Here is a 26955-nt window from a genome sequence, read left to right as displayed (position 1 = left end):
CGGAGAAGGGGGTCCGTTTCGTATGGACACGCAAGAAAATCCGCAACAGGATCCGCAGTCGTCCGATGCCAGGCCCGTGCTCGAAGGCCCCGACATCGCGCGTGTGCTGACCCGCATCGCCCACGAGATCGTCGAACGCGCCAAGGGCGCCGACGACGTGGTGCTCCTCGGCATCCCGACCCGGGGCGTCTTTCTCGCCCAGCGGCTCGCCGCCAAGCTGGCGGAGATCACCGACCGCAAGATCCCGGTCGGCTCGCTGGACATCACCATGTACCGCGACGACCTGCGCATGCACCCGCCGCGTGCGCTGGCCCGCACGGAGATCCCCGGTGACGGCATCGACGGCCGCCTGGTCGTCCTCGTCGACGACGTGCTCTTCTCCGGCCGGACGATCCGCGCCGCGCTCGACGCGCTGAACGACATCGGCCGCCCGCGCGCCGTCCAGCTCGCGGTCCTCGTCGACCGCGGCCACCGCGAACTGCCCATCCGCGCCGACTACGTCGGCAAGAACCTCCCCACGTCGCTGCGGGAGACGGTCAAGGTCCAGCTCGCCGAGGAGGACGGTCGGGACACCGTGCTGCTCGGCGCGAAGCAGGCCGCCCGGGGCGCGCAGCAGTAGCGATCGCAGGCGTACGGCGGTGCCGTGCGCCCCGGGATCGCGCCTCCGCGTGCCCGCCTGCCCGGCTGTGCCCGGCCGGTCGGGACCTCGCCTCCCCATACTGAACAGCCTTACGGAGCCTGAAAGATGCAGCGTCATCTCATCTCGGCCGCCGACCTCACCCGCGACGACGCCGTCCTGATCCTCGACACCGCCGAGGAGATGGCCCGGGTCGCCGACCGGCCGATCAAGAAACTGCCGACCCTGCGCGGCCGCACGATCGTCAACCTCTTCTTCGAGGACTCCACCCGCACCCGGATCTCCTTCGAGGCCGCCGAGAAGCGCCTCTCCGCGGACGTCATCAACTTCTCCGCCAAGGGGTCGTCGGTGTCGAAGGGCGAGTCCCTCAAGGACACCGCCCAGACCCTCGAAGCCATGGGCGTCGACGCGGTCGTCATCCGGCACGGTGCCTCCGGGGCCCCGTACCGCCTGGCGACCTCCGGCTGGATCGACGCCGCCGTGATCAACGCCGGTGACGGCACCCACCAGCACCCCACCCAGGCCCTGCTCGACGCCTTCACCATGCGCCGCCGCCTCGTCGGCCGGGACGCCGGGCTCGGCCAGGACCTGTCCGGCAAGCGCATCACGATCGTCGGCGACGTCCTGCACAGCCGGGTCGCCCGCTCCAACGTCGACCTGCTGCACACCCTCGGCGCCGAGGTCACCCTTGTCGCCCCGCCCACCCTGGTCCCGGTCGGCGTCGGCTCCTGGCCCTGCGAGGTCTCGTACGACCTCGACAGCACGCTCGCCAAGTCCGACGCGGTGATGATGCTGCGCGTGCAGCGCGAGCGGATGAACGCCGCGTTCTTCCCGACCGAGCGCGAGTACTCACGGCGCTACGGCCTCGACGGCGACCGCATGGCGCGGATGCCCGAGCACGCCATCGTGATGCACCCCGGCCCGATGGTCCGCGGCATGGAGATCACCGCCGAGGTCGCCGACTCCGACCGCTGCACCGTCGTCGAGCAGGTCGCCAACGGAGTCTCCATCCGGATGGCCGTGCTGTACCTGCTTTTGGGCGGCAACGAGCCCGCCGTCACCCACACCCGTACCACCGAGGAGAAGTAAGAACGATGAGCAAGATCCTTATCCGTGGGGCGAAGGTGCTGGGCGGCGAGCCGCAGGACGTCCTGATCGACGGCGGGACCATCGCCGAGGTGGGCGTCGGTCTGTCCGACGAGGGCGCCGAGGTCGTCGAGGCCGGCGGCAAGGTGCTCCTGCCGGGCCTGGTCGACCTGCACACCCATCTGCGGGAGCCCGGGCGTGAGGATTCCGAGACCGTGCTGACCGGCACGCGTGCGGCGGCCTCCGGCGGCTACACGGCCGTCTTCGCCATGGCCAACACCTTCCCCGTCGCCGACACCGCCGGTGTGGTCGAGCAGGTCTACCGGCTCGGCCAGGAGCACGGGTACTGCGACGTCCAGCCCATCGGGGCCGTCACCGTCGGTCTGGAGGGCAAGAAGCTCGCCGAGCTGGGCGCGATGCACGAGTCGGCCGCCGGGGTCACCGTCTTCTCGGACGACGGCAAGTGCGTCGACGACGCGGTGATGATGCGCCGGGCCCTGGAGTACGTGAAGGCCTTCGGCGGGGTCGTCGCCCAGCACGCGCAGGAGCCGCGGCTGACCGAGGGCGCCCAGATGAACGAGGGCGTCGTCTCCGCCGAGCTGGGCCTCGGCGGCTGGCCGGCGGTGGCCGAGGAATCGATCATCGCCCGGGACGTCCTGCTCGCCGAGCACGTGGGTTCCCGCGTCCACATCTGCCACCTCTCGACCGCGGGCTCGGTGGAGATCGTGCGCTGGGCCAAGTCGCGCGGCATCGACGTCACCGCCGAGGTCACTCCGCACCACCTCCTCCTCACCGACGAGCTGGTGCGGACGTACAACCCGGTCTACAAGGTGAATCCGCCGCTGCGCACCGAGCGCGACGTGCTGGCCCTGCGTGAGGCGCTCGCGGACGGCACGATCGACATCGTCGCCACCGACCACGCCCCGCACCCGCACGAGGACAAGGACTGCGAGTGGGGCGCGGCCGCCATGGGCATGGTCGGCCTGGAGACCGCCTTGTCGGTGGTCCAGGAGACGATGGTCGCCACCGGCCTGCTCGACTGGGCGGGTGTCGCGGACCGCATGTCCTTCACGCCGGCCAGGATCGGGCAGGCGGCCGGTCATGGACGTCCCGTCTCGGCAGGTGAGCCCGCCAACCTCACGCTCGTCGACACGGCCTACCGTGGGTCGGTGGATCCCGCGGGCTTCGCCTCGCGCAGCCGCAACACCCCCTACGAGGGCCGCGAGCTGCCGGGCCGTGTCACGCACACGTGGCTGCGGGGCAAGGCCACGCTCGTCGACGGGAAGCTCACGTGACACCTGTAATTCTGCTGGCCGCAGAGAAGGAATCGGCCGAGGTCACCGACTGGGCCGCGCGCATCGGCTGGGTCGTCGGACTCGCCCTCTTCGTCGCCCTCGTCTACTGGCTGATGCGCGAGGGCTGGAAATGGCGCGGCACGCTCCAGAGCGACCTGCCCGCCCTCTTCACCGCGCCGGACGAGCCCGGTGAGGCCAAACTGGGCATGAGCGGCCGCTACCACGGCTCGACCACCGCCGGGCAGTGGCTCGACCGCATCGTGGCGCACGGCCTGGGCACCCGCAGCCGGGTCGAGCTGACGTTGACGGACGCGGGCCTGGATGTCGTACGCCCGGGGGCGACGGACTTCTTCGTCCCGGTCGAGGCTCTGCGCGAGGCCCGGCTCGACAAGGGCATCGCCGGGAAGGTCCTCACCGAGGGCGGGCTGCTGGTCGTCACCTGGGAGCACGGCGGCAAGCTGCTCGACTCCGGGTTCCGCTCCGACCGCGCGGCCGAGCACAACGAGTGGGTCGACACCCTGAACCAGATGATCAACAAGACGGAAACGGAAGGCGCACGATGACGACCTCCACCCGGGGAGCCACCAGGGTTCCCGCCGTACTCGTCCTGGAGGACGGCCGGGTCTTCCGCGGCCGTGCCTACGGGGCCGTGGGGGTGACCTTCGGCGAGGCCGTGTTCTCCACCGGGATGACCGGCTACCAGGAGACCCTCACCGACCCGTCGTACCACCGCCAGGTCGTCGTCATGACCGCCCCGCACGTCGGCAACACCGGCGTCAACGACGAGGACCCCGAGTCCAAGAAGATCTGGGTCTCCGGATACGTCGTACGCGACCCCGCGCGCGTGCCCTCCAACTGGCGCTCCCGCCGTTCGCTCGACGAGGAGCTGGACCGGCAGGGCGTCGTCGGCATCAGCGGCATCGACACCCGGGCCCTCACCCGCCATCTGCGCGAGCGCGGCGCCATGCGCGTCGGCATCTTCTCCGGGAACGCGCTGCCCGACGAGGGCACGATGCTCACCGAGGTCCGCCAGGCCCCTGAGATGAAGGGCGCGAACCTCTCCGCGGAGGTCGCCACCAAGGAGACGTACGTCGTCCCGGCGATCGGCACGAAGAGGTTCACCGTCGCCGCCGTCGACCTCGGCATCAAGGGCATGACCCCGCACCGCATGGCCGAGCGCGGCATCGAGGTGCATGTGCTGCCCGCGACGGCGACGGTCGAGGACGTGTTCGCCGTGAATCCCGACGGGGTGTTCTTCTCCAACGGCCCGGGCGACCCGGCCACCGCCGATCACCCCGTCGCCGTGATGCAGGCGGTGCTGGAGCGTGGCACCCCGCTGTTCGGCATCTGCTTCGGCAACCAGATCCTGGGGCGTGCGCTCGGCTTCGGCACCTACAAGCTGAAGTACGGCCACCGCGGCATCAACCAGCCGGTGCAGGACCGTACGACCGGCAAGGTCGAGGTCACCGCGCACAACCACGGGTTCGCCGTCGACGCCCCGCTCGACAAGGTCTCCGAGACCCCCTACGGCCGCGCCGAGGTCTCCCACGTGTGCCTCAACGACAACGTGGTGGAGGGGCTCCAGCTCCTCGACCGGCCCGCCTTCAGCGTCCAGTACCACCCCGAAGCGGCAGCGGGCCCGCACGACGCCGCCTACCTGTTCGACCGCTTCGTATCCCTGATGGAGGGCCAGCGTGCCTAAGCGCACCGATATCCAGTCCGTCCTGGTCATCGGCTCCGGCCCGATCGTCATCGGCCAGGCCGCCGAGTTCGACTACTCCGGCACCCAGGCGTGCCGCATCCTGCGCGCCGAGGGCCTGCGAGTCATCCTCGTCAACTCCAACCCGGCGACGATCATGACCGACCCGGAGATCGCCGACGCCACGTACATCGAGCCGATCACCCCGGAGTTCGTCGAGAAGATCATCGCCAAGGAGCGCCCGGACGCGCTGCTGCCCACACTGGGCGGCCAGACGGCGCTCAACACCGCGATCTCGCTTCACGAGAACGGCGTCCTGGCCAAGTACGGCGTCGAGCTCATCGGCGCCAATGTGGAGGCGATTCACAAGGGTGAGGACCGCGATCAGTTCAAGGTGGTTGTTGACGCGGTTCACAGCAAGATCGGGTACGGCGAGAGTGCACAGTCGGTGATCTGTCACTCCATGGACGACGTGCTGAAGGGTGTCGAGACGCTCGGCGGTTACCCGGTCGTCGTCCGCCCCTCCTTCACCATGGGCGGCGCCGGCTCCGGCTTCGCGCACGACGAGGAGGAGCTGCGCCGCATCGCCGGCCAGGGCCTGACCCTGTCTCCCACCACCGAGGTGCTCCTGGAGGAGTCCATCCTCGGCTGGAAGGAGTACGAGCTGGAGCTGATGCGCGACAAGCACGACAACGTCGTGGTCGTCTGCTCCATCGAGAACTTCGACCCCATGGGTGTGCACACCGGTGACTCGATCACGGTCGCGCCCGCGATGACGCTCACCGACCGCGAGTACCAGATCCTGCGGGACATCGGCATCGCCGTCATCCGCGAGGTCGGCGTCGACACGGGCGGCTGCAACATCCAGTTCGCTGTGAACCCCGTTGACGGCCGTGTCATCGTCATCGAGATGAACCCGCGTGTATCGCGGTCGTCGGCGCTCGCCTCCAAGGCGACCGGTTTCCCGATCGCCAAGATCGCCGCCAAGCTGGCCGTCGGCTACACGCTCGACGAGATCCCGAACGACATCACCGAGCAGACCCCGGCCTCCTTCGAGCCGACACTCGACTACGTGGTCGTGAAGGCTCCGCGTTTCGCCTTCGAGAAGTTCCCGTCCGCCGACTCGTCCCTGACCACGACCATGAAGTCGGTCGGCGAGGCCATGGCGATCGGCCGCAACTTCACCGAGGCGCTGCAGAAGGCATTGCGGTCGCTGGAGAAGAAGGGCAGCCAGTTCACGTTCGTCGGCGACCCCGGCGACAAGGCGGAGCTGCTGCGCGAGGCCGTCCGGCCGACCGACGGCCGGATCAACACCGTCATGCAGGCCATCCGCGCGGGCGCCACGCCCGAGGAGGTCTTCGAGGCCACGAAGATCGACCCGTGGTTCGTCGACCAGCTCTTCCTGATCAAGGAGATCGCGGACGAGCTGGCCGCCGCCGAGCGCCTGAACGTCGACCTGCTCGCCGAGGCCAAGCGGCACGGCTTCTCCGACCAGCAGATCGGTGAGATCCGCGGGCTGCGCGAGGACGTTGTCCGCGAGGTCAGGCACGCGCTGGGCGTGCGCCCGGTGTACAAGACGGTCGACACGTGCGCCGCCGAGTTCGCGGCGAAGACGCCGTACTTCTACTCCTCCTACGACGAGGAGACGGAGGTCGCTTCGCGTGAGAAGCCGGCCGTGATCATCCTGGGCTCCGGCCCCAACCGCATCGGCCAGGGCATCGAGTTCGACTACTCCTGCGTGCACGCCTCCTTCGCGCTCAGCGACGCGGGCTACGAGACCGTGATGGTCAACTGCAACCCGGAGACCGTCTCCACGGACTACGACACCTCCGACCGCCTGTACTTCGAGCCGCTGACGCTCGAAGACGTGTTGGAGATCGTCCACGCCGAGTCGCTGGCCGGCCCGATCGCGGGCGTCGTCGTCCAACTCGGCGGCCAGACCCCGCTGGGCCTGGCGCAGGCGCTCAAGGACAACGGCGTACCGATCGTGGGCACCTCTCCGGAGGCCATCCACGCCGCCGAGGACCGTGGCGCCTTCGGCCAGGTCCTCGCCGAGGCCGGTCTCCCGGCGCCGAAGCACGGCACCGCGACCACCTTCGTGGGCGCCAAGGCCATCGCCGACGAGATCGGCTACCCGGTCCTCGTCCGCCCGTCGTACGTGCTCGGCGGGCGTGGCATGGAGATCGTGTACGACGAGGCCCGCCTCGAGTCGTACATCGCGGAGTCGACCGAGATCAGCCCCTCCCGGCCGGTCCTCGTCGACCGCTTCCTCGACGACGCGATCGAGATCGATGTCGACGCGCTGTACGACGGCCACGAGCTGTACCTCGGTGGCGTGATGGAGCACATCGAGGAGGCCGGCATCCACTCCGGGGACTCGGCGTGCGCCCTGCCCCCGATCACCCTCGGCGGCTTCGACATCAAGCGCCTGCGAGCCTCCACGGAGGCCATCGCCAAGGGCGTCGGGGTGCGTGGTCTGATCAACATCCAGTTCGCGATGGCCGGCGACATCCTCTACGTCCTCGAAGCCAACCCGCGCGCCTCCCGCACCGTCCCCTTCACCTCGAAGGCGACCGCGGTGCCGCTGGCCAAGGCCGCCGCCCGGATCTCGCTCGGCGCGACCATCGCCGAGCTGCGGGTGGAGGGGCTGCTTCCGGCCAACGGTGACGGTGGTGAGCTGCCGCTCGACGCACCGATCTCCGTCAAGGAGGCCGTCATGCCGTGGTCGCGCTTCCGCGACATCCACGGACGCGGTGTCGACACGATCCTCGGCCCGGAGATGCGCTCCACCGGAGAGGTCATGGGCATCGACTCGGTCTTCGGCACGGCGTACGCCAAGTCGCAGGCCGGCGCTTACGGGCCGCTGCCCACCAAGGGCCGCGCGTTCATCTCGGTCGCCAACCGCGACAAGCGCTCGATGATCTTCCCGGCGCGTGAGCTGGTCGCCCACGGCTTCGAACTGCTCGCCACGTCCGGCACGGCCGAGGTACTCAAGCGCAACGGCATCAACGCCACCGTCGTCCGCAAGCAGTCCGAGGGCACCGGCCCGAACGGCGAGAAGACCATCGTCCAGCTCATCCACGACGGCGAGGTCGACCTCATCGTCAACACGCCGTACGGCACCGGCGGCCGCCTCGACGGCTACGACATCCGTACGGCGGCCGTGGCCCGGTCCGTGCCGTGCCTGACGACGGTCCAGGCGCTCGCCGCGGCCGTCCAGGGCATCGACGCGCTCAACCACGGCGACGTGGGTGTGCGCTCACTCCAGGAACACGCCGAACACCTGACCGCGGCCCGCGACTAGCAGCCCTGAGGGGGACACCGGAAACGGTGTCCCCCTCTTCATGAGGCTCATGAGGCTTCAAGAGGACACTGACTGATGTACAAGCTTTTCTTCCGTCTGGTTTTCACACGGATGGACCCTGAGGAGGCCCACTACCTGGCCTTCCGCTGGATCCGCCTCGCCGTCCGCATCCCCGTGCTGCGCACCTTCGTCGCGGCCGCGCTGGCCCCCCGCTACGAGGAACTGCGCACGGAGGCGTTCGGGCTGCGCATGCACGGCCCCTTCGGGCTGGCCGCCGGCTTCGACAAGAACGCCGTCGCCATCGACGGGATGTCGATGCTGGGATTCGACCACGTCGAGATCGGCACGGTGACGGGTGAGGCCCAGCCCGGAAACCCCAAGAAGCGGCTGTTCCGCCTGGTCGCCGACCGGGCGTTGATCAACCGCATGGGCTTCAACAACGAGGGCTCGCTCGCCGTGGCCGCCCGTCTGGCCTCCCGTACGCCCGTCTTCAAGACCGTCGTGGGCGTCAACATCGGCAAGACCAAGGTCGTCCCGGAGGACGAGGCCGCCGGGGACTACGTGAAGTCCACGGAGCGCCTCGCGCCGTACGCCGACTACCTGGTCGTGAACGTCTCCTCGCCCAACACGCCGGGCCTGCGCAACCTCCAGGCCACGGAGGCGCTGCGCCCCCTGCTGACCGCCGTCCGCGAGGCCGCCGACCGCACGGTGCGCACGCGCCGGGTGCCGCTGCTGGTGAAGATCGCGCCGGACCTCGCCGACGCGGACATCGACGCCGTCGCCGACCTCGCCGTGGAGCTGGGCCTGGACGGGATCATCGCCACGAACACCACCATCGCGCGCGAGGGACTCGGCTTGACATCCGAACCCTCCCTCGTGAAGGAGACGGGCGGCCTCTCCGGCGCCCCCGTCAAGGCCCGCTCCCTCGCGGTCCTGCGCCGCCTCTACGCGCGCGTGGGCGACCGGATCACCCTGGTGGGCGTCGGCGGCATCGAGAACGCCGAGGACGCCTGGCAGCGCATCCTGGCCGGCGCCACGCTGGTCCAGGGCTACAGCGCCTTCGTCTATGAGGGCCCCTTCTGGGCGCGTGCCATTCACAAGGGCCTCGCCGTACGCCTCCGCACGAGCCCGTACGCCACCCTCGCCGACGCGGTCGGCAGCGACGTGAGGAAGACGGTATGACTGAGCCTTTCGGTGCGCGGCTGCGCCGCGCCATGGACGAGCGCGGACCGCTGTGCGTCGGCATGGACCCGCACGCCTCCCTGCTCACCGACTGGGGCCTGAACGACGACATCGCGGGCCTGGAGCGCTTCAGCCGCACGGTCGTCGAGGCGCTGGCGGACCGCGTGGCCGTCCTCAAGCCGCAGAGCGCCTTCTTCGAGCGTTTCGGGTCGCGCGGCATCGCCGTACTGGAGAAGTCCGTCCAGGAGGCGCGGGCGGCCGGCGCGCTGGTCGTCATGGACGCCAAGCGCGGCGACATCGGCTCCACCATGGCGGCGTACGCCGAGACCTTCCTGCACAAGGACGCGCCCCTGTTCTCGGACGCGCTGACCGTGTCGCCGTACCTGGGTTACGGCTCGCTGAAGCCCGCCGTGGAGCTGGCGCGCGAGAGCGGAGCCGGACTGTTCGTGCTGGCGCTCACCTCCAATCCGGAGGGCGGCGAGGTGCAGCACGCCGTGCGCGGCGACGGGCGGAACGTCGGAGCGACGATGCTGGCACACCTGGCGGCCGAGAACGCGGGGGAGGAGCCCATGGGCTCCTTCGGGGCCGTCGTCGGCGCCACGCTGGGCGACCTCTCGTCGTACGACCTGAACATCAACGGACCTCTCCTCGCGCCCGGGATCGGCGCACAGGGAGCCACTCCGGCCGATCTCCCGGCGGTCTTCGGGGCTGCCGTGCGCAATGTGGTCCCGAATGTCAGCCGGGGTGTTCTACGTCACGGTCCTGATGTCGTCGCGCTGCGTGACGCCTCGGATCGTTTCGCGGACGGGATCCGGGTCGCGATGGTCGCCGGGTGAGACCTCCGATGAGTGGTCCGGCGGCGCTTACCGGACTGCTTGAGTCTGAATACATTCTCAAATCCGGGGCAGTATGCGGCATATGTCCGACTCCATGGAGGCTGACCAGGACTTTTCCGCTGTTCTCGCTGACTCTGGCGGAGTTGGCCGCTAGTCTCCGACGAGTGGGGGCACCTCCCACGCCCCTCAAGGCAGTGGGGGAGAACGGGCAAGCGTGTTGCTCGTAGCTCCTCAGGTGTGGGGCGACTAGGTTCCTCACCGGTCCGTATCCGACAGTTCGACATCCGAGGTGACGTAGGCGTGGCTCTTCCGCCCCTTACCCCTGAACAGCGCGCAGCCGCGCTCGAAAAGGCCGCCGCGGCTCGCCGGGAGCGGGCCGAGGTCAAGAATCGACTCAAGCACTCCGGCGCCTCCCTGCATGAGGTCATCAAGCAGGGCCAGGAGAACGACGTCATCGGCAAGATGAAGGTCTCCGCCCTGCTTGAGTCCCTGCCGGGCGTGGGCAAGGTCCGCGCCAAGCAGATCATGGAGCGACTCGGCATCTCCGAGAGCCGTCGTGTACGCGGCCTCGGTTCCAACCAGATCGCTTCCCTGGAGCGTGAGTTCGGCAGCACCGGTTCCTGATCCCGGGTACTCCGGGAAGGGAGTCCCGGGCACTCCGGGATTGCTGGAATAATCGCTGCATGGCTGCAACATTCCGGGGGACGACCCCCGAGCCCCCGGACGTACGTCCGCGGCTGACCGTGCTCTCCGGCCCCTCCGGGGTCGGTAAGAGCACGGTCGTCGCCCATATGCGCAAGGCGCACCCCGAGGTCTGGCTCTCGGTGTCGGCGACGACCCGCAAGCCGCGCCCTGGCGAGCAGCACGGAGTCCACTACTTCTTCGTCACCGACGAGGAGATGGACAAGCTGATCGCCAACGGCGAGCTGTTGGAGTGGGCCGAGTTCGCCGGCAACCGCTACGGCACTCCCCGGGCCGCCGTGCTCGAACGCCTGGAGCGGGGCGAGCCCGTCCTGCTGGAGATCGACCTCCAGGGCGCACGGCAGGTCCGCGAGACCATGCCCGAGGCCCAGCTGGTGTTCCTGGCTCCTCCCTCCTGGGAGGAGCTGGTGCGCCGGCTCACCGGGCGGGGTACCGAACCGCCCGAGGTGATCGAGCGCCGCCTGGAGGCGGCCAAGATCGAGCTGGCGGCCGAGCCGGAGTTCGACGTGACCTTGGTCAACACCTCCGTCGAGGACGTGGCCCGCGAGCTGCTAGCCTTGATGGATGTTGTGTGATCACAGGTTCTGTCCGGTTTCTGTGATCACGACCGATCTTTTCCCATCCATCGGAAGGTAGAGCGTGTCCTCTTCCATCTCCGCGCCCGAGGGCATCATCAACCCGCCGATCGACGAGCTCCTCGAGGCCACCGACTCGAAGTACAGCCTCGTGATCTACGCGGCCAAGCGTGCCCGCCAGATCAACGCGTACTACTCGCAGCTCGGCGAGGGCCTCCTCGAGTACGTCGGTCCCCTCGTCGACACCCACGTCCACGAGAAGCCGCTCTCGATCGCCCTGCGCGAGATCAACGCGGGTCTGCTGACGTCCGAGGCCATCGAGGGTCCCGCGTAAGCGTCGGTAGTATTTTCAGCTTGCGGTTGGTTTTTCCACAGGCCCGGCAGCGCGACTGCCGGGCCTGTGGTGTGTGATGGACGCGTACGCCGACGAGCCGCGGTGTACGTCTGTCAGGTTCGGGTTCTAGTGCGGGGAGGCCCGGTGGGCAAGCCGAAGGTCGTTCTGGGGGTCAGCGGTGGTATCGCCGCCTACAAGGCGTGCGAGCTGCTGCGCCGGCTGACCGAGTCCGGTCATGACGTACGGGTCGTACCGACCGACTCCGCGCTGCACTTCGTCGGCGCCGCCACCTGGTCCGCGCTCTCCGGCAACCCCGTCTCCACCGAGGTGTGGGACAGCGTCCACGAGGTGCCGCACGTCCGCATCGGCCAGGAGGCCGACCTGGTGATCGTGGCCCCGGCGACCGCCGACATGCTGGCCAAGGCCGCCCACGGCCTCGCCGACGACCTCCTCACGAACACCCTCCTGACCGCCCGCTGCCCGGTTGTCTTCGCCCCCGCCATGCATACCGAGATGTGGGAGCACCCGGCCACCCAGGAGAACGTGGCCACGCTCCGCCGCCGCGGCGCCCTCGTCATCGACCCCGCCGTGGGCCGACTGACCGGCGTCGACACCGGCAGGGGCCGGCTGCCGGACCCCGCGGAGATCTTCGAGGTCTGCCGCCGAGTGCTGGCCCGGGGCGTCACCGAGCCGGACCTCGTCGGCCGGCACGTCGTTGTGACCGCCGGCGGCACCCGAGAGCCCCTCGACCCGGTCCGCTTCCTCGGCAACCGCTCTTCCGGCAAGCAGGGCTATGCCCTGGCGCGTACGGCCGCCGCGCGGGGCGCCCGGGTCACGCTGATCGAGGCGAACACCGGGCTGCCGGACCCCGCGGGTGTGGATCTCGTTCGGGTCGGCACGGCGGTCCAGCTGCGCGAGGCGGTGCTCAAGGCGGCGCCGGACGCGGACGTCGTGGTGATGGCGGCGGCGGTGGCTGACTTCCGCCCCGAGACATACGCCGCCGGCAAGATCAAGAAGAAGGAAGGCCGGGAGCCCGAGCCCATAGTCCTGGTTCGTAATCCGGACATCCTCGCGGAGATCTCGGCGGACCGTTCGCGCCCGGGTCAGGTGGTCGTCGGCTTCGCCGCCGAGACCGACGACGTCCTCGCCAACGGCCGCGCCAAACTGGCACGCAAGGGGTGCGATCTGCTGGTGGTGAACGAGGTGGGGGAGCGCAAGACCTTCGGCTCCGAGGAGAACGAGGCCGTTGTGCTGGGAGCCGACGGAAGTGAGACGCCGGTGCCGTACGGCCCGAAGGAAGCCTTGGCCGAAATGGTGTGGGACTTGGTTGCGAGCCGCCTGGACTGACTGTTCCATTCGCGCCACGGCCCACTCGAACCTCGCACATTGAGGCGTGGCGACCCTGGCGGACACCGACGGCCATTGGGCAGAATGCACGTGCCGCAGGTCACAGAGCTCCCGAGAGGCGAGACAGGTGGGCCGGTGGCCGAGCCCGACCGATAAACTGTTCTCGGACGACGCCGGGCGCAGCCCCCGAGCACGTCCGTCCATGATCAGCCAGCAGCCGCTGCAACCCCAGGGAGCGTTGTGTCCCGTCGTCTGTTCACCTCGGAGTCAGTGACCGAGGGTCACCCCGACAAGATCGCTGACCAGATCAGCGATGCCATTCTCGATGCGCTCCTGCGCGAGGACCCCCAGTCCCGTGTCGCAGTGGAGACGCTCATCACGACCGGCCTGGTGCACGTGGCCGGCGAGGTCACGACCAAGGCGTATGCGCCGATCGCCCAGCTGGTCCGCGACACCATCCTGGACATCGGCTACGACTCGTCGAAGAAGGGCTTCGACGGCGCCTCCTGCGGTGTGTCGGTGTCGATCGGCTCGCAGTCCCCGGACATCGCGCAGGGTGTCGACACGGCCTACGAGTCCCGGGTCGAGGGTGACGAGGACGAGCTGGACCGCCAGGGTGCGGGCGATCAGGGTCTGATGTTCGGCTACGCGACGGACGAGACGCCGACGCTGATGCCGCTCCCGATCTTCCTGGCGCACCGCCTGTCGAAGCGCCTGTCCGAGGTCCGCAAGAACGGCACGATCCCCTACCTGCGTCCGGACGGAAAGACGCAGGTCACCATCGAGTACGACGGTGACAAGGCGGTCCGTCTGGACACGGTGGTCGTCTCCTCGCAGCACGCCAGCGACATCGACCTGGAGTCCCTCCTGGCCCCCGACATCCGTGAGTTCGTGGTGGAGCCGGAGCTGAAGGCCCTCCTGGACGACGGCATCAAGCTGGACACCGAGGGCTACCGCCTGCTGGTCAACCCGACGGGCCGCTTCGAGATCGGCGGCCCGATGGGCGACGCCGGCCTCACCGGCCGCAAGATCATCATCGACACCTACGGCGGCATGGCCCGCCACGGCGGTGGCGCCTTCTCCGGCAAGGACCCGTCCAAGGTGGACCGTTCGGCGGCGTACGCGATGCGCTGGGTCGCCAAGAACGTCGTCGCGGCGGGCCTCGCCTCCCGCTGCGAGGTCCAGGTCGCCTACGCCATCGGCAAGGCCGAGCCCGTCGGCCTCTTCGTCGAGACCTTCGGCACCGCCAAGGTCGACACCGAGAAGATCGAGAAGGCCATCGACGAGGTCTTCGACCTCCGCCCGGCCGCCATCATCCGCGACCTCGACCTCCTCCGCCCGATCTACGGCCAGACCGCCGCCTACGGCCACTTCGGCCGCGAACTCCCGGAGTTCACCTGGGAGCGCACGGACCGCGTCGAGGCCCTGCGCAAGGCGACGGGGCTGTAAGGCCTGCGGCTCTTCGGTTCATCACGAGGCCCGGTGCCCCTTGGGGGCGCCGGGCCTCGCCGCGTTCATCGCCTTCCGGTGTGAAGGCGATGAACGGGCGGTGGGGATTCGGGCGGCGTCGGATGTCAGTGGGGTTTGGTAAGAATGCGAGTGTGAGCAGCGAGGATGGGAAGCGGGGCGGCGGCGCGGCGGGGGACGCGGGGCCCGAGCAGCTCGCGCTTGTTCGGGAAGCGGTGCGGAAGGCCAAGGTGCCGCGGGCGAAGCCGCGGACCTGGCGCGGGGCGGCGCTGGCGGAGGAATTGCCGGTCGCTCGGGTGCTGGTCGACAAGGGCGTGCTGCATCTTGATCGGTACTTCGACTATGCCGTGCCGGAGGAATTGGACGCCGTCGCCCAGCCTGGGGTTCGGGTTCGGGTGCGGTTCGGGGCCGGGGGGCGGAATGTCAGGGAAGGGCGGCGCGAGGGGGGCTCGCTGATCGACGGGTTTCTCGTCGAGCGCGTCGCCGCATCGGACTACTCCGGGCCCTTGGCCGCGCTCGCGCAGGTCGTTTCCCCGGAGCCCGTGCTGGGGCCCGAGTTGCTGGGGCTGGCGCGGGCCGTGGCGGATCGGTATGCGGGGAGTCTCGCGGATGTGCTGCAGTTGGCCGTTCCGCCTCGGCACGCTCGGGCGGAGGCCGTGGAGATGGGTGGGCCGCCTCCTCCTCCGGTCGCGCCAGAGGCCGGGTCCTGGCGGCGGTACGGCCGGGGCGAGGACTTTCTGGGGGCCTTGGCCGGTGGGGGTGCGCCTCGGGCCGTGTGGACCGCGTTGCCGGGGCCGGACTGGGCCGAGGAGATCGGGCGGGCCGTGCAGGCGACGCTGGCGTCGGGGCGGGGGGCGCTCGTCGTGGTACCGGCCGGGCGGCCCGCCGCTCGGGTCGACGAGGCGCTCAGGGGGCTCCTGGGGGAGGGGCGGCATGCGTTGCTGACCGCCGACGCGGGGCAGGAGCGGCGGTACCGGGAGTGGCTGGCCGTGCGGCGGGGGGCCGTGCGGGCTGTCGTAGGGACTCGGGCGGCCATGTTCGCGCCGGTGCGGGATCTTGGGTTGGTCGTCATCTGGGACGACGGCGATGCCAGTCACAGTGATGACAATGCTCCTTTCCCGCATGTGCGGGAGGTGCTGGAGCTACGGGCCTCCCGGGACAAGTGTGCGTTCCTGCTGGGGAGTTGGGGTTGTACGGTCGAGGCCGCCCAGCTCGTCGAGAGTGGGTGGGCCGCGCCGATCGTCGCCGGGAGAGAGCAGGTACGGGCCGCCGCGCCGTTGGTGCGGACCGTGGGGGACGGGGAGTTGGCGCGGGACGAGGCGGCTCGTGCGGCCCGGCTGCCGAGTCTCGCCTGGCAGGTCGCGAGGGACGGGTTGCGGGACGGGCCCGTGCTTGTGCAGGTGCCTCGGCGGGGGTATGTGCCGCGGATGGCCTGTGCGCGATGCCGGGAGCCCGCGCGGTGTCGGCACTGTGCGGGGCCGTTGGAGGCGCGGGACGGCGCCGGGGCCCTGGTGTGCGGGTGGTGCGGGCGCGAGGAGGCCGGCTGGCAGTGCCCCGAGTGCGGCGGCCACCGACTGCGGGCGCAGGTCGTGGGAGCGCGGCGGACGGCCGAGGAACTGGGGCGGGCCTTTCCCGCCGTACCCGTGCGGACCTCCGGGCGGGAGCAGGTGCTGGACACCGTGCCGGGGACGCCCGCGCTGGTTGTGAGTACGCCGGGGGCCGAACCGGTCGCCGAGGGCGGATACGCCGCCGCCCTGCTGCTCGACGGGTGGGCCATGCTCGGACGACCCGATCTACGGGCAGGGGAGGACGCGCTGCGGCGGTGGATCGGTGCCGCCGCGCTCGTACGGAGCCAGGGGGCCGGTGGGACGGTCGTCGTCGTTGCCGAGCCGACCCTGCGGCCCGTGCAGGCGCTCGTGCGGTGGGATCCGGTGGGGCATGCCGTGCGGGAACTCGCCGAGCGGGCCGAGCTGGGGTTTCCGCCGGTGTCGCGGATGGCCGCCGTGTCCGGGACGGCCCAGGCCGTGGTCGAGTTTCTGGGTGCGCTCGAACTTCCTTCGGACGCCGAGGTGTTGGGCCCCGTGCCCGTGCCGCCGCCGGGTTCTGGGGCTGCCGCCGAGGCGGGGAAGGGACGGCGGCCGGGGGCGCCGCCGGTCGGGGAGCAGTGGGAGCGGGCGTTGATTCGGGTGCCGCCGGGAAGCGGGGCGGCGTTGGCCGGTGCGTTGAAGAGTGCGCAGGCGGCGCGAATGGCGCGGGGGGGAAGTGAAGGGGCTCGGGTGCGGATTCGGGTGGATCCGTCGGACATCGGGTGAGCGGTCGGCGAGGGTGCGGCGTAGGGGTCGGGAGGTACGCGACTGCCTCCCGGTCGAACACCGGGAGGCAGGCAGAGGGTCGGTCAGCCGTTGCGCGGGCCGGGGAAGGCCGTGGGCCTCACCTCGTCGCGGAGGGTGGGGCTGCCCGCTGTCGGTTGGGTCGGCATTTGCGCGGGCATCTGGGCCGGCACCGAGCGGGCCGCGGGGACCGTGGGGATGCCGGAGCCGACGTTGACGGTGCGGGCGCCCTGGGGGTCTCCCGTGCGTTCCGCCTCCGCCGCGGCCTGGGCGGCGGCGCGGCGGGCGCCGTAACGGCGGTGTACGGCCTGTTTGGTGACCCCGAGGGCCGAGCCCACCGCGTCCCACGAGAAACCGAGTGAGCGGTCGAAGTCCACGGCGGCCGTGACCAGGGTCTCGACGCTGTCCCGCAGCTCCTGGGCGAGGCGGACGGTCGGGGCGGGGGCGCGTCCGTAGACGACGAAGCCCGTGGAGGGGCCGGAGCGGCGCGGGCGGTAGACGTTGCCCAACTGGGCGGTGAGGGTGCGCAGTGCGTCCACCTGCCGGCGGACCCGCTCGATGTCCCGCACCAGCAAGTGCAGGCTGGCCCGAGCCTGGGCGTCGTGGGTTGCGTGGTCGGCCATGAACAAGCCTCTCGAACCGGCGTTGAAAAGGGGAGGTGCCGCGATTGCGGCCCGTAGTGGTCAACTCTTTCTTGACCAACGCGAATTCGCTCCGCTGGTCACGGTGTGGGGGCGTGGCGGCATATGCGCGGGGCGTGCGGGCGGGGGTGCGCCCCCTCTGCCGCTGGGGTTTGACGGGGGTCTCCCACCCCGCACACCGCCTGTGCGAGTCGGCGGACAAGTACGGGTCTTCCGTGGGGGTCGACCGCCGTTGGCGGCTGCGGACTGCAGGCGTTTCGGGCGGCGAGCGGTGGGCCGGGGTGGGGAACATAGACTGGTGCGTTGTCCCGCTCTCTCACGTGCGGGCGTATGAACTTCCGTCCGAGAGGCCGTCAGTCATCCATGAAGCTTGTCTTCGCTGGTACCCCAGAGGTCGCTGTTCCCGCGTTGGACGCGTTGATCGCGTCGGGGAGGCATGAGGTGGCCGCTGTCGTCACGCGGCCGGACGCGCCGGCGGGGCGGGGGCGGCGGCTGGTCGCGAGCCCCGTGGCGCAGCGGGCGGCGGAGGCGGGCATCGAGGTGCTGAAGCCGAACCGGCCCCGGGACGAGGAGTTCCTCGCGCGGCTCCGGGAGATCGCGCCCGACTGCTGTCCTGTCGTCGCGTACGGGGCCCTGTTGCCGCGCGTCGCTCTCGACGTGCCCGCCCAGGGGTGGGTCAACCTGCACTTCTCCCTCCTGCCCGCCTGGCGGGGTGCCGCGCCCGTGCAGCACTCGATCATGGCGGGGGACGAGATCACCGGGGCGTCCACGTTCCTCATCGAGGAGGGGCTCGACTCCGGTCCCGTGTACGGGACGGTCACCGAGGAGATCCGGCCGACGGACACGAGTGGTGATCTGCTGACCCGGCTCGCCTTCGCGGGGGCCGGGCTGCTCGCCGCCACGATGGACGGGATCGAGGACGGGACGCTGAAGGCCGTGCCGCAGCCCCCCGAGGGGATCACCCTCGCGCCGAAGATCACCGTGGAGGACGCGCAGATCGACTGGGCCGCGCCCGCGCTGCGCGTCGACCGGGTCGTGCGTGGGTGCACGCCCGCACCGGGGGCCTGGACCACGTTCCGTGGTGAGCGGCTGAAGCTCATCCAGGTCGTGCCGGTGCCGGAGCGCACAGATCTCGCCCCGGGCGCGCTCGACGTCGGCAAGAACAACGTGTACGTCGGGACCGGGTCGTACGCCGTGGAACTGCTCTGGGTGCAGGCGCAGGGCAAGAAGCCGATGCGGGCCGCCGACTGGGCGCGCGGGGTGCGGATCGCCTCTGGCGAGTCCGTCGGAGACTGAGGCCGGCGGTCGGCCCGACTGCACGGTTTTCCAGGCTCAGGCGGCCGACTCCCGGCGTTTCGCCCCGCGGCGTACGCTGGGCACAGCATCTCATCCCGTATCCGGAGCACCTTTTTCGTGAGTGAGCAGTCCCGTCGTCCGCGTAAGCCGGGCAAGCCGTACCGTCGTCCCCAGAAGGACCCCGTCCGTATGCTCGCCTTCGAGGCGTTGCGGGCCGTGGACGAGCGGGACGCGTACGCGAACCTCGTTCTGCCGCCGCTGCTGCGCAGGGCGCGGGAGAAGGAGGGGCCCGACAAGTTCGACGGGCGGGACGCGGCGCTGGCGACCGAGCTGGTGTACGGGACGCTGCGGTGGCAGGGGACGTACGACGCCGTCATCGCGCAGTGTGTCGACCGGCCGTTGCGTGAGGTCGACCCGCCGGTGCTGGACGTGCTCAGCCTCGGTGCGCATCAGTTGCTCGGGACGCGGATCCCCACGCACGCCGCCGTGTCCGCCTCCGTCGAACTCGCGAGGGTCGTGCTCGGGGACGGGCGGGCCAAGTTCGTGAACGCCGTGCTGCGCAAGGTCGCACAGCATGACCTCGACGGATGGCTGGAGCGGGTCGCGCCGCCCTACGACGACGATCCGGAGGATCACCTCGCCGTCGTGCACTCGCATCCCCGTTGGGTGGTGTCCGCGCTCTGGGACTCCCTCGGCGGTGGGCGCGCCGGGATCGAGGATCTGCTGGAGGCCGACAACGAGCGGCCCGAGGTCACTCTCGTCGCCCGGCCCGGGCGGGCCACCACCGAGGAACTGCTCCGCGAGGAGGCCGCGGTGGCGGGGCGCTGGTCGCCGTACGCCGTGCGGCTCTCCGAGGGCGGGGAGCCGGGTGCCGTCGACGCCGTACGGGAAGGCCGGGCGGGTGTGCAGGACGAGGGCAGCCAGCTCGTGGCGCTCGCCTTGGCGAACGCGCCGCTTGACGGACCGGACAAGGCATGGCTGGACGGGTGTGCCGGGCCCGGCGGCAAGGCCGCGCTGCTCGCCGCCCTCGCCGCCGAGCGCGGGGCCGTGCTGCTCGCCTCCGAGAAGCAGCCGCACCGGGCGGGGCTCGTCGCGAAGGCGTTGCACGGCAACCCCGGTCCGTATCAGGTCATCGCGGCGGACGGCACCCGTCCGCCCTGGCGGCCGGGGGCGTTCGACCGGGTGCTGATGGATGTGCCCTGTACGGGACTCGGCGCCCTGCGGCGGCGGCCCGAGGCCCGTTGGCGGCGGCGGCCCGAGGATCTGGAGGGGTTCGCCCCGCTCCAGCGGGCGCTGCTGCGGACCGCGCTGGAATCCGTACGGGTCGGCGGTGTCGTCGGCTACGCGACCTGCTCGCCGCACCTCGCCGAGACCCGCGCGGTCGTCGACGACGTGCTCAAGCAGTACGGCGGCGCGGCCGACCTCATCGACGCGCGGCCCCTCCTGGGGGGCGTACCGGCGCTGGGCGAGGGCCCCGACGTGCAGCTGTGGCCGCATCTGCACGGAACCGACGCCATGTATCTGGCGCTGATCCGCCGGACCGCGTAGACGGCTCCTGGGGGCTGGTTCGCGCCGGCAGCAGCCCTCATTCGCCGGACCGCGTCGGCGATCCTCGTCCGCCGGGCCGCGGGACATCCCCCATGCGCCCGGCCCGGCGTTCCTAGTCCGCCCGGTCCCGCAGCAGCTCTTATCCGCCGGGTCCCGTAGCAGCTCTCATCCGCCTGGTCCCGCAGCGCTCTGCGCCGGTTCCTTGCCCGTCGCGCCGCCGTCCTCGTGGGCCAGCCGGTGGGGCCACCACACCTTCGGTCCGACATCCAGGAACAGGGCCGTGACCAGCACGGACCGCACGATGAAGGTGTCCAGGAGGACGCCCAGGGCCACCGCGAAGCCGATCTCGGCGAAGGCGACCATGGGGAGGGTGCCGAGGGCGGCGAAGGTGCCGGCGAGGACCAGGCCGGCCGAGGTGATCACCGCGCCGGTCGCCGCGAGGCCCGTCACCACGCCCTTGCGGGTGCCCTGGTGGGCGGCCTCCTCGCGGATGCGGGTGGTCAGGAAGATGTTGTAGTCGATGCCCAGGGCGACCAGGAAGACGAAGACGAACAGCGGGAAGTCGGTCGACTCGCCCGCGTAGTCGAAGAGGTGTCTGAAGGCGAGCGCGCTGATGCCCAGCGCGGCGGCGAAGGACAGGATCACCGTCCCGATCAGCAGGAGCGGTGCGATCAGCGCGCGGAGCAGGGCACAGAGGATCAGCAGGACCACGACCAGCACCAGCGGGATGATCAGGATGTTGTCGTGGGTCGTCGCCTCGTCCATGTCCAGCAGGGCGGCCGTACCGCCGCCCACCTGGGCGTCGGCGTCCGGCACGTCGTGGACGGCGTCCCGGACCCGTTCCACGGTCTGCTTCGCCGCCTCGCTGTCGGCGGGGTCGGTCATGGTGGCCTCGAAGAGGACCTGGCCTTCGTGGGCGGGTTTCGTGCCGGGCGGCAGGCCGAGCGAGTCCGGTACGACGCCTTCCGTGTCGGCGACCACGCGACCCACCTCCTGGGCCTGCGCCTGGTTGCTGATGATCACGAGGGGGTCGCCGCTGCCCGCCGGGAAGTAGCGTGCGGAGACCTCCTGGCCGACGATCGAGTCCGGTTTGCCGGTGAAGGCGTCCGCGTTGCTGATGCCCTCCGCGCGCAGCTGGACCAGGCCCAGCGAGCACAGAGCGAGGGCGGCCGCCGTGGCGACCCAGACCATCCGGGGTCGGCGGGCGAAACGGTGGCCCATACGGGCCCACACGCCGCGTGCGGTCGGGTCTGGGGAGCCGAGGTGGGGGATCACCGGCCAGAAGATCCAGCGGCCGAAGATCACCAGCAGAGCGGGGAAGAGCGTCATCATCGCGAGCAGGGCGACCGCGACGCCGATGGCCGCCACCGGCCCCAGGCCCCGCGTCGAGTTCATCTCGGCGGCCAGCAGCACCAGCATGCTCAGGACGACCGTCGCGCCGGACGCCAGGACCGCCGGACCCGCGCGGTGCAGGGCCAGGGCCATCGCCTCGTGGCGGTCCTCGTGGCGGCGCAGCTCCTCGCGGTAGCGGGCCACGAGCAGCAGGGCGTAGTCGGTGCCCGCGCCGAAGACGAGGACGGTGAGGATGCCCGCGCTCTGACCGTTCACGGTCAAGCCTGCGTGTTCCGCCAGCAGATAGATCAGGGACTGGGCCGTGAACAGGGCGGCGACGACCGCGAGCAGTGGGACCAGGAGCAGGGTCGGACTGCGGTAGGTGAGCAGGAGCATCACGATGACGACGGCCAGCGCCGATACCAGCAGCGTGGAGTCGATGCCCTCGAAGGCCTCGGAGAAGTCGGCGGACGTACCGCCCGGACCAGTGATGTGCACGGCGAGCCCACCGCCCTCCGCACCGCTCTCCCCGACGTACCCCCGGATCGAGTCGACCGCGGGCGCGATCCGCTCCCAGCCCTTCTCGTCCATCGTGATCGGCACGTAGAGCTGGGCGGCCCTCGGTTCGGTCTCACGGTCGTAGACGGGGCCGCGGGTCTGGGAGCCGATGATCCCGTGGTCGGTCAGCTCCTTGAGTTCGCGTACGTCCGCCTCGATCTTCGACCGGTCCTCGGCCGTGAGGCCGCTCTCGCGGGCGTAGACGACCACCGCGGGGATCTGCTCGGGCCGGAAGCCCTCGGACATCTCCAGGACCTGGGTGGACTCGGCCGAGCCCGGCAGCCAGGAGGCCGCGTCGTTGTCCTGGGCGTCGGTGAGCTTCGACGCGAACGGGGCGGTCAGGAACAGCACCACCAGCCACAGGATCAGGACGACCCACTTGGCGCGGCGCCCGCACACCAGGTGCCCGATGCCCCGGCCGGCCGGCGGCCTGGTCCCGTGCTCGGTCTCCGTCATGGCCACCCCCGCGGTCGTAGGTGGAGCCGGTCCGCAGGCCTTACTCCGGGCCGGTGGGCCGCCCGGCACGGCATGGGGCGGCGCCCGGCGGCATCGGCTGCGGGGACCAGGTGCGGACCGAGGCGAACAACCGGTCGTGGACATGGGAGGCTTGGTCCATGGCCGCGCAGATCAACCCAAGCATCCTGTCCGCCGACTTCGCCCGTCTCGCCGACGAGGCGAAGGCGGTCGAAGGGGCCGACTGGCTCCATGTAGACGTGATGGACAACCATTTCGTCCCGAACCTCACGCTCGGTGTGCCGGTCGTAGAGTCCCTGGCCCGTGCGACGGAGACGCCGCTGGACTGCCATCTGATGATCGAGGCCCCTGATCGGTGGGCGCCCCAGTACGTGGAAGCGGGTGCCGGTTCCGTCACCTTCCACGTCGAGGCGGCCGCCGCACCGGTGCGGCTCGCCCGCGAGATCCGGGCCAAGGGTGCCAGGGCCTCCATGGCGCTCAAGCCCGCGACGCCGATCGAGCCGTTCGAGGACCTGCTGCCCGAGCTCGACATGGTGCTGATCATGACGGTCGAGCCGGGTTTCGGAGGCCAGGCCTTTCTCGACATCATGCTCCCGAAGATCCGCCGGACCCGCGAGTTGATCAGCAAGCACGGCCTCGACCTGTGGCTCCAGGTCGACGGCGGTGTCGCCGAGTCCACCATCGAGCGCTGCGCCGAGGCGGGCGCCGACGTCTTCGTCGCCGGTTCCGCGGTGTACGGGGCTCAGGACCCGGCCGCGGCGGTGCGCGCGCTACGGGCCCAGGCGGAGGCCACGACGGCGACCGCCGGCTGGGCCTGCGGCCACTGAGTCACGGGCGTACGGCCGTGCGAACGCTGAGGCGAGCGTGGCACGTCGTGCGACCACAGGGCCAAGGGAACGTGAACGACGTTCCTTCGGGCTGATCGAAAACGCCGGATCTGCAAGGATGAACGGCGTATCCATGTGTGAAGAGCAGTGAGGAGATGACCGTGTCGGGTATGTCGGCGGGCCGGTCAGCCATGCGGATGGGACCCGCTGAGCTGGTTCAGGCGGCGGCAATGGCCCGCCGCTTCTACCTCGAGGGCAAATCCAAGATCCAGATCGCCGAGGAGTTCGGCGTGAGCCGCTTCAAGGTGGCCCGGGTTCTGGAGACCGCCCTCGAACGGGATCTCGTACGCATCGAGATCCGCGTCCCCGCAGAGCTGGACGCCGAGCGCTCCGACGCGCTGCGCGCCCGCTATGGCCTCAGGCACGCCGTGGTCGTCGAGTCGCCGGCCGACGCCGAGGAGTCGCCCGACCCGGAGAACCTCGGCGAGGTGGCCGCGGACCTGCTCGGCGAACTGGTCAACGAGGGCGATGTCCTCGGCCTCGCCTGGGGACGCTCCACGATCCACATGGCGGCCGCCCTGGACCGGCTGCCGCCCTGCACGGTGGTGCAGCTGACGGGCGTGTACGACGCCGGGACCGCCGAGCGCGGCTCCGTCGAGGCGGTACGGCGGGCCGCGCAGGTGTCGGGCGGCGACGCCCACCCCATCTACGCGCCGATGCTGCTGCCGGACGCGGCCACGGCAGCCGCGCTGCGCAACCAGACCGGGATCGCCCGGGCCTTCGAGCACTTCGACAAGGTCACGGTCGCCTGTGTCTCCATCGGCTCGTGGGAGGCGGGTATCTCCACGGTGCACGACATGCTCAGCGACGAGGAGCGGAGCCACTACGCCTCCCTCGGTGTCGCGGCCGAGATGTCCGCGCACCTCTTCGACGCCGACGGCCGCCGCGTCGGGCGCGACCTCGGCGAGCGGTGCATCACGGTCAAGGCCGACCAGCTCCGCCGGATCCCCGAGGTCGTGGCGATCGCGGGCGGACAGCGCAAGGCGGGCGCGATCGACGCCGTCCTGCGGTCGGGGCTGGTGACCAGCCTCGTCACCGACACATCGGCGGCGGACTACCTGCTGATGGCCGGTCAGACGCCGCGGCCGGCGCTCAACCGGGCGGACCCGGACGGGCCCTGACAGGGCGCTCCGTGTGTGGCCGGTGGGATGCGTCTGCCGGGTCGGGGCGTGTGGGCGGCTGCGGGTGCGTGGGTGCTGATCGCGCCCACGCGGCGGAGCCGCACACGCGGCACAGAGCCGCGCCTCTTCGGGGCGCGGTGCCGGCCCGGCGGGCCAGTGATCAGTACGAGTCGTACAGGACGGTGTTGAGATGAGCGACGGCACACTCGCCGAAGTGCTGGGCGCCGGCGGCTGGGCGCACATCGAGCTGGAGCTGGGCGGCGTCACGGACAAGCCCGCCTTCATGGACCGCTGTGCCCGCGCCTTCGACCTGCCCGAGTACTTCGGCCGCAACTGGGACGCCCTCGCCGACTGCCTCACCGACCTGTCGTGGGCGCCGCCCGTACGGGGACGCCTGGTCGTGGTCACCGGCTGGCAGGAGTACGCGGGGGCGGAGCCGAACGACTGGAGCATCGCGCGGGAGGTGTTCGCCGACGCCGTCGACCACTGGAACGGCACCCCCACCGAGCTCCGGATCGTACTGGCTCTCGGAGGATCCTCCTAGGCCGCCCACGGCCCCTCTGGACGATCTGTCGGGGCCGCTCACACCCGCCGACATGGGACAATGAAGTACGTGCTCTTCCCCCTGGCGGTCCTGTCAGGGGGTCACCTCTGATCGACTGGGATGTGCGGCACGTGCGTTTCCTCAATGACATCCAGCCCGCGTACGACCTGACGTACGACGACGTCTTCATGGTCCCGAGCCGTAGCGCCGTCGGATCGCGGCAGGGAGTGGACCTGGCGTCCCCGGACGGCACGGGCACCACCATCCCGCTCGTCGTGGCCAACATGACCGCCATCGCCGGCCGCCGCATGGCCGAGACGGTCGCCCGCCGCGGTGGTCTGGTGGTCATTCCGCAGGACATCCCGAACGAGGTCGTCACCGACGTCATCTCCTGGGTGAAGAGCCGCCATCTCGTCCTCGACACCCCGATCGTGCTGAACCCGCACCAGACGGTCGCCGACGCGCTGGCCCTGCTGCCGAAGCGGGCGCACAACGCGGGCGTCGTCGTCGACGAGGGGCTCCGGCCCGTCGGTGTCGTCACCGACGCGGACCTGACCGGCGTCGACCGCTTCACTCAGCTCGAAGTCGTCATGTCCCGGGACCTGTTGCTCCTGGACGCCGACATCGACCCGCGCGAGGCCTTCAACCGGCTCGACGCGGCCAACCGCCGGTACGCGCCCGCCGTCGACAAGGACGGCCGACTCGCCGGCATCCTCACCCGCAAGGGCGCCCTGCGCGCCACGCTCTACACCCCGGCCGTCGACGCCCACGGCAAGCTGCGCGTCGCCGCCGCCGTCGGCATCAACGGCGACTTCGAGGCCAAGGCACAGGAACTGCTCGACGCGGGCGTCGACACGCTCGTCATCGACACCGCGCACGGCCACCAGGAGTCGATGATCAACGCGATCAAGCTGGTGCGGGACCTCGACCCCCGGGTGCCGATCGTCGCGGGCAACATCGTCGCCGCGGAGGGGGTCCGGGACCTGATCGAGGCGGGCGCGGACATCGTCAAGGTCGGTGTCGGGCCGGGTGCCATGTGTACGACCCGCATGATGACCGGGGTCGGGCGGCCGCAGTTCTCGGCCGTTCTGGAGTGCGCCGCCGAGGCGAAGAAGTACGGGAAGCATGTGTGGGCCGACGGTGGCGTGCGGCACCCCCGTGATGTCGCCATGGCGCTGGCCGCGGGCGCGTCGAACGTGATGATCGGGTCGTGGTTCGCGGGGACGTACGAGTCGCCGGGCGACCTTCAGCAGGACGCCGACGGGCGGCTGTACAAGGAGTCGTTCGGGATGGCCTCGGCACGGGCGGTTCGTAACCGTACGAGCGAGGAGTCGGCCTACGACCGGGCGCGCAAGGCGCTGTTCGAGGAGGGCATCTCGACTTCGCGGATGTTCCTGGATCCGGCGCGGCCCGGGGTCGAGGATCTGATCGACTCTGTCATCGCGGGGGTGCGGTCGTCCTGCACGTATGCGGGGGCCGGGTCTCTGGAGGAGTTCGCGGAGCGGGCCGTGGTGGGGATTCAGAGTGCGGCCGGGTATGCGGAGGGCAAGCCGTTGCACGCCAGCTGGAGCTGAGGGCGCCTTCGAGCTCGGGGGCGACTGTGGTCTGGCGGATGCAGGTCCGTCGTGGTTTCGCGCGCAGTTCCCCGCGCCCCTGGGCGTACCGCGGATCCCCCAGTTCCAGAAGGCGCGCCAAGAGTCTGAACCGGGCCGTGCAACGAAGCTTCGCCCTCGTTCGATGTACGCAACGATCTTGCGGGA

At 70.7% G+C, this 26955-nt stretch carries 22 protein-coding genes; 20 read left to right on the top strand and 2 right to left on the bottom strand.

Features of this window, described 5'->3' with window-relative positions; translation table 11 throughout:
• Positions 1 to 22 precede the first annotated feature (22 nt).
• From pyrR to JIX55_RS10285, 14 genes are all read left to right on the top strand, one after another.
• On the top strand, positions 23 to 619 hold the full coding sequence (pyrR, locus tag JIX55_RS10350; protein WP_257563014.1) for a bifunctional pyr operon transcriptional regulator/uracil phosphoribosyltransferase PyrR: 597 nt from the start codon (positions 23 to 25) through the stop codon (positions 617 to 619).
• 126 nt (positions 620 to 745) lie between these two features.
• Positions 746 to 1726 carry an aspartate carbamoyltransferase catalytic subunit gene (locus JIX55_RS10345; RefSeq protein ID WP_257563013.1) on the top strand — a complete coding sequence of 327 codons (981 nt, stop codon included), beginning with the start codon at positions 746 to 748 and terminating at the stop codon, positions 1724 to 1726.
• A 5-nt stretch (positions 1727 to 1731) separates the two neighbouring features.
• On the top strand, positions 1732 to 3018 hold the full coding sequence (locus JIX55_RS10340; RefSeq protein WP_257563012.1) for a dihydroorotase: 1287 nt from the start codon (positions 1732 to 1734) through the stop codon (positions 3016 to 3018).
• Positions 3015 to 3581: a PH-like domain-containing protein gene (locus JIX55_RS10335; RefSeq protein WP_257563011.1), complete on the top strand. Its 567-nt coding sequence runs from the start codon at positions 3015 to 3017 to the stop codon at positions 3579 to 3581. Before JIX55_RS10340 ends, JIX55_RS10335 begins: the two co-directional genes overlap by 4 nt.
• Positions 3578 to 4720: a glutamine-hydrolyzing carbamoyl-phosphate synthase small subunit gene (gene carA, locus JIX55_RS10330; protein WP_257563010.1), complete on the top strand. Its 1143-nt coding sequence runs from the start codon at positions 3578 to 3580 to the stop codon at positions 4718 to 4720. The genes JIX55_RS10335 and carA overlap by 4 nt, the downstream gene beginning before the upstream one ends.
• Entirely contained in the window at positions 4713 to 8021 is a 3309-nt protein-coding gene (gene carB, locus JIX55_RS10325) for a carbamoyl-phosphate synthase large subunit (protein WP_257563009.1), read from the top strand. Before carA ends, carB begins: the two co-directional genes overlap by 8 nt.
• A 75-nt stretch (positions 8022 to 8096) precedes the next feature.
• Positions 8097 to 9203 (top strand): quinone-dependent dihydroorotate dehydrogenase, encoded by a 1107-nt coding sequence (locus JIX55_RS10320; protein ID WP_257563008.1) that lies wholly within the window; start codon positions 8097 to 8099, stop codon positions 9201 to 9203.
• Entirely contained in the window at positions 9200 to 10039 is an 840-nt protein-coding gene (gene pyrF / locus JIX55_RS10315; protein WP_257563007.1) for an orotidine-5'-phosphate decarboxylase, read from the top strand. Before JIX55_RS10320 ends, pyrF begins: the two co-directional genes overlap by 4 nt.
• A gap of 300 nt (positions 10040 to 10339) precedes the next feature.
• The gene (locus tag JIX55_RS10310) at positions 10340 to 10663 is read left to right on the top strand and encodes an integration host factor (protein WP_003977346.1); all 324 of its coding nucleotides are present in this window, start codon (positions 10340 to 10342) and stop codon (positions 10661 to 10663) included.
• A 59-nt stretch (positions 10664 to 10722) separates the two neighbouring features.
• A complete protein-coding gene (gene gmk, locus JIX55_RS10305) occupies positions 10723 to 11316 on the top strand; it encodes a guanylate kinase (RefSeq protein WP_257547625.1) in 594 nt (197 codons plus the stop codon).
• A 64-nt stretch (positions 11317 to 11380) separates the two neighbouring features.
• Entirely contained in the window at positions 11381 to 11650 is a 270-nt protein-coding gene (rpoZ, locus tag JIX55_RS10300) for a DNA-directed RNA polymerase subunit omega (RefSeq protein ID WP_257547626.1), read from the top strand.
• Between the two features lie 144 nt (positions 11651 to 11794).
• Entirely contained in the window at positions 11795 to 12997 is a 1203-nt protein-coding gene (gene coaBC / locus JIX55_RS10295; RefSeq protein ID WP_257563006.1) for a bifunctional phosphopantothenoylcysteine decarboxylase/phosphopantothenate--cysteine ligase CoaBC, read from the top strand.
• 240 nt (positions 12998 to 13237) lie between these two features.
• A complete protein-coding gene (gene metK / locus JIX55_RS10290) occupies positions 13238 to 14446 on the top strand; it encodes a methionine adenosyltransferase (protein WP_257563005.1) in 1209 nt (402 codons plus the stop codon).
• A 152-nt stretch (positions 14447 to 14598) separates the two neighbouring features.
• The gene (locus JIX55_RS10285; protein ID WP_257563004.1) at positions 14599 to 16776 is read left to right on the top strand and encodes a primosomal protein N'; all 2178 of its coding nucleotides are present in this window, start codon (positions 14599 to 14601) and stop codon (positions 16774 to 16776) included.
• Positions 16777 to 16859: 83 nt separating this feature from the next.
• Here the strand turns inward: JIX55_RS10285 and JIX55_RS10280 are convergent, their stop codons facing one another.
• On the bottom strand, positions 16860 to 17417 hold the full coding sequence (locus JIX55_RS10280) for a hypothetical protein (RefSeq protein ID WP_257563003.1): 558 nt from the start codon (positions 17415 to 17417) through the stop codon (positions 16860 to 16862).
• 381 nt (positions 17418 to 17798) lie between these two features.
• On the opposite strand from JIX55_RS10280, the gene fmt reads away from it, so the two are divergent.
• Both fmt and JIX55_RS10270 read left to right on the top strand, forming a co-directional pair.
• Positions 17799 to 18731 (top strand): methionyl-tRNA formyltransferase, encoded by a 933-nt coding sequence (gene fmt, locus JIX55_RS10275; RefSeq protein WP_257563002.1) that lies wholly within the window; start codon positions 17799 to 17801, stop codon positions 18729 to 18731.
• Between the two features lie 117 nt (positions 18732 to 18848).
• On the top strand, positions 18849 to 20279 hold the full coding sequence (locus tag JIX55_RS10270) for an RsmB/NOP family class I SAM-dependent RNA methyltransferase (protein WP_257563001.1): 1431 nt from the start codon (positions 18849 to 18851) through the stop codon (positions 20277 to 20279).
• 165 nt (positions 20280 to 20444) lie between these two features.
• Here the strand turns inward: JIX55_RS10270 and JIX55_RS10265 are convergent, their stop codons facing one another.
• Positions 20445 to 22625, bottom strand: coding sequence for an MMPL family transporter (locus JIX55_RS10265; RefSeq protein ID WP_257563000.1), 2181 nt, complete (start codon positions 22623 to 22625; stop codon positions 20445 to 20447).
• 158 nt (positions 22626 to 22783) lie between these two features.
• On the opposite strand from JIX55_RS10265, the gene rpe reads away from it, so the two are divergent.
• From rpe to JIX55_RS10245, 4 genes are all read left to right on the top strand, one after another.
• Positions 22784 to 23470 (top strand): ribulose-phosphate 3-epimerase, encoded by a 687-nt coding sequence (rpe, locus tag JIX55_RS10260; protein ID WP_257562999.1) that lies wholly within the window; start codon positions 22784 to 22786, stop codon positions 23468 to 23470.
• A 137-nt stretch (positions 23471 to 23607) separates the two neighbouring features.
• On the top strand, positions 23608 to 24651 hold the full coding sequence (locus tag JIX55_RS10255; RefSeq protein ID WP_257562998.1) for a sugar-binding transcriptional regulator: 1044 nt from the start codon (positions 23608 to 23610) through the stop codon (positions 24649 to 24651).
• Between the two features lie 190 nt (positions 24652 to 24841).
• Positions 24842 to 25195 (top strand): barstar family protein, encoded by a 354-nt coding sequence (locus tag JIX55_RS10250; RefSeq protein ID WP_257562997.1) that lies wholly within the window; start codon positions 24842 to 24844, stop codon positions 25193 to 25195.
• Between the two features lie 131 nt (positions 25196 to 25326).
• Complete coding sequence (locus JIX55_RS10245) at positions 25327 to 26769, top strand: GuaB1 family IMP dehydrogenase-related protein (protein ID WP_257562996.1); 1443 nt, start codon at positions 25327 to 25329, stop codon at positions 26767 to 26769.
• Positions 26770 to 26955 lie beyond the last annotated feature (186 nt).

Source organism: Streptomyces sp. DSM 40750 (assembly GCF_024612035.1).
Taxonomy (GTDB): Bacteria; Actinomycetota; Actinomycetes; order Streptomycetales; family Streptomycetaceae; genus Streptomyces.
This window is presented reverse-complemented; position numbering and strand designations above follow the sequence as displayed.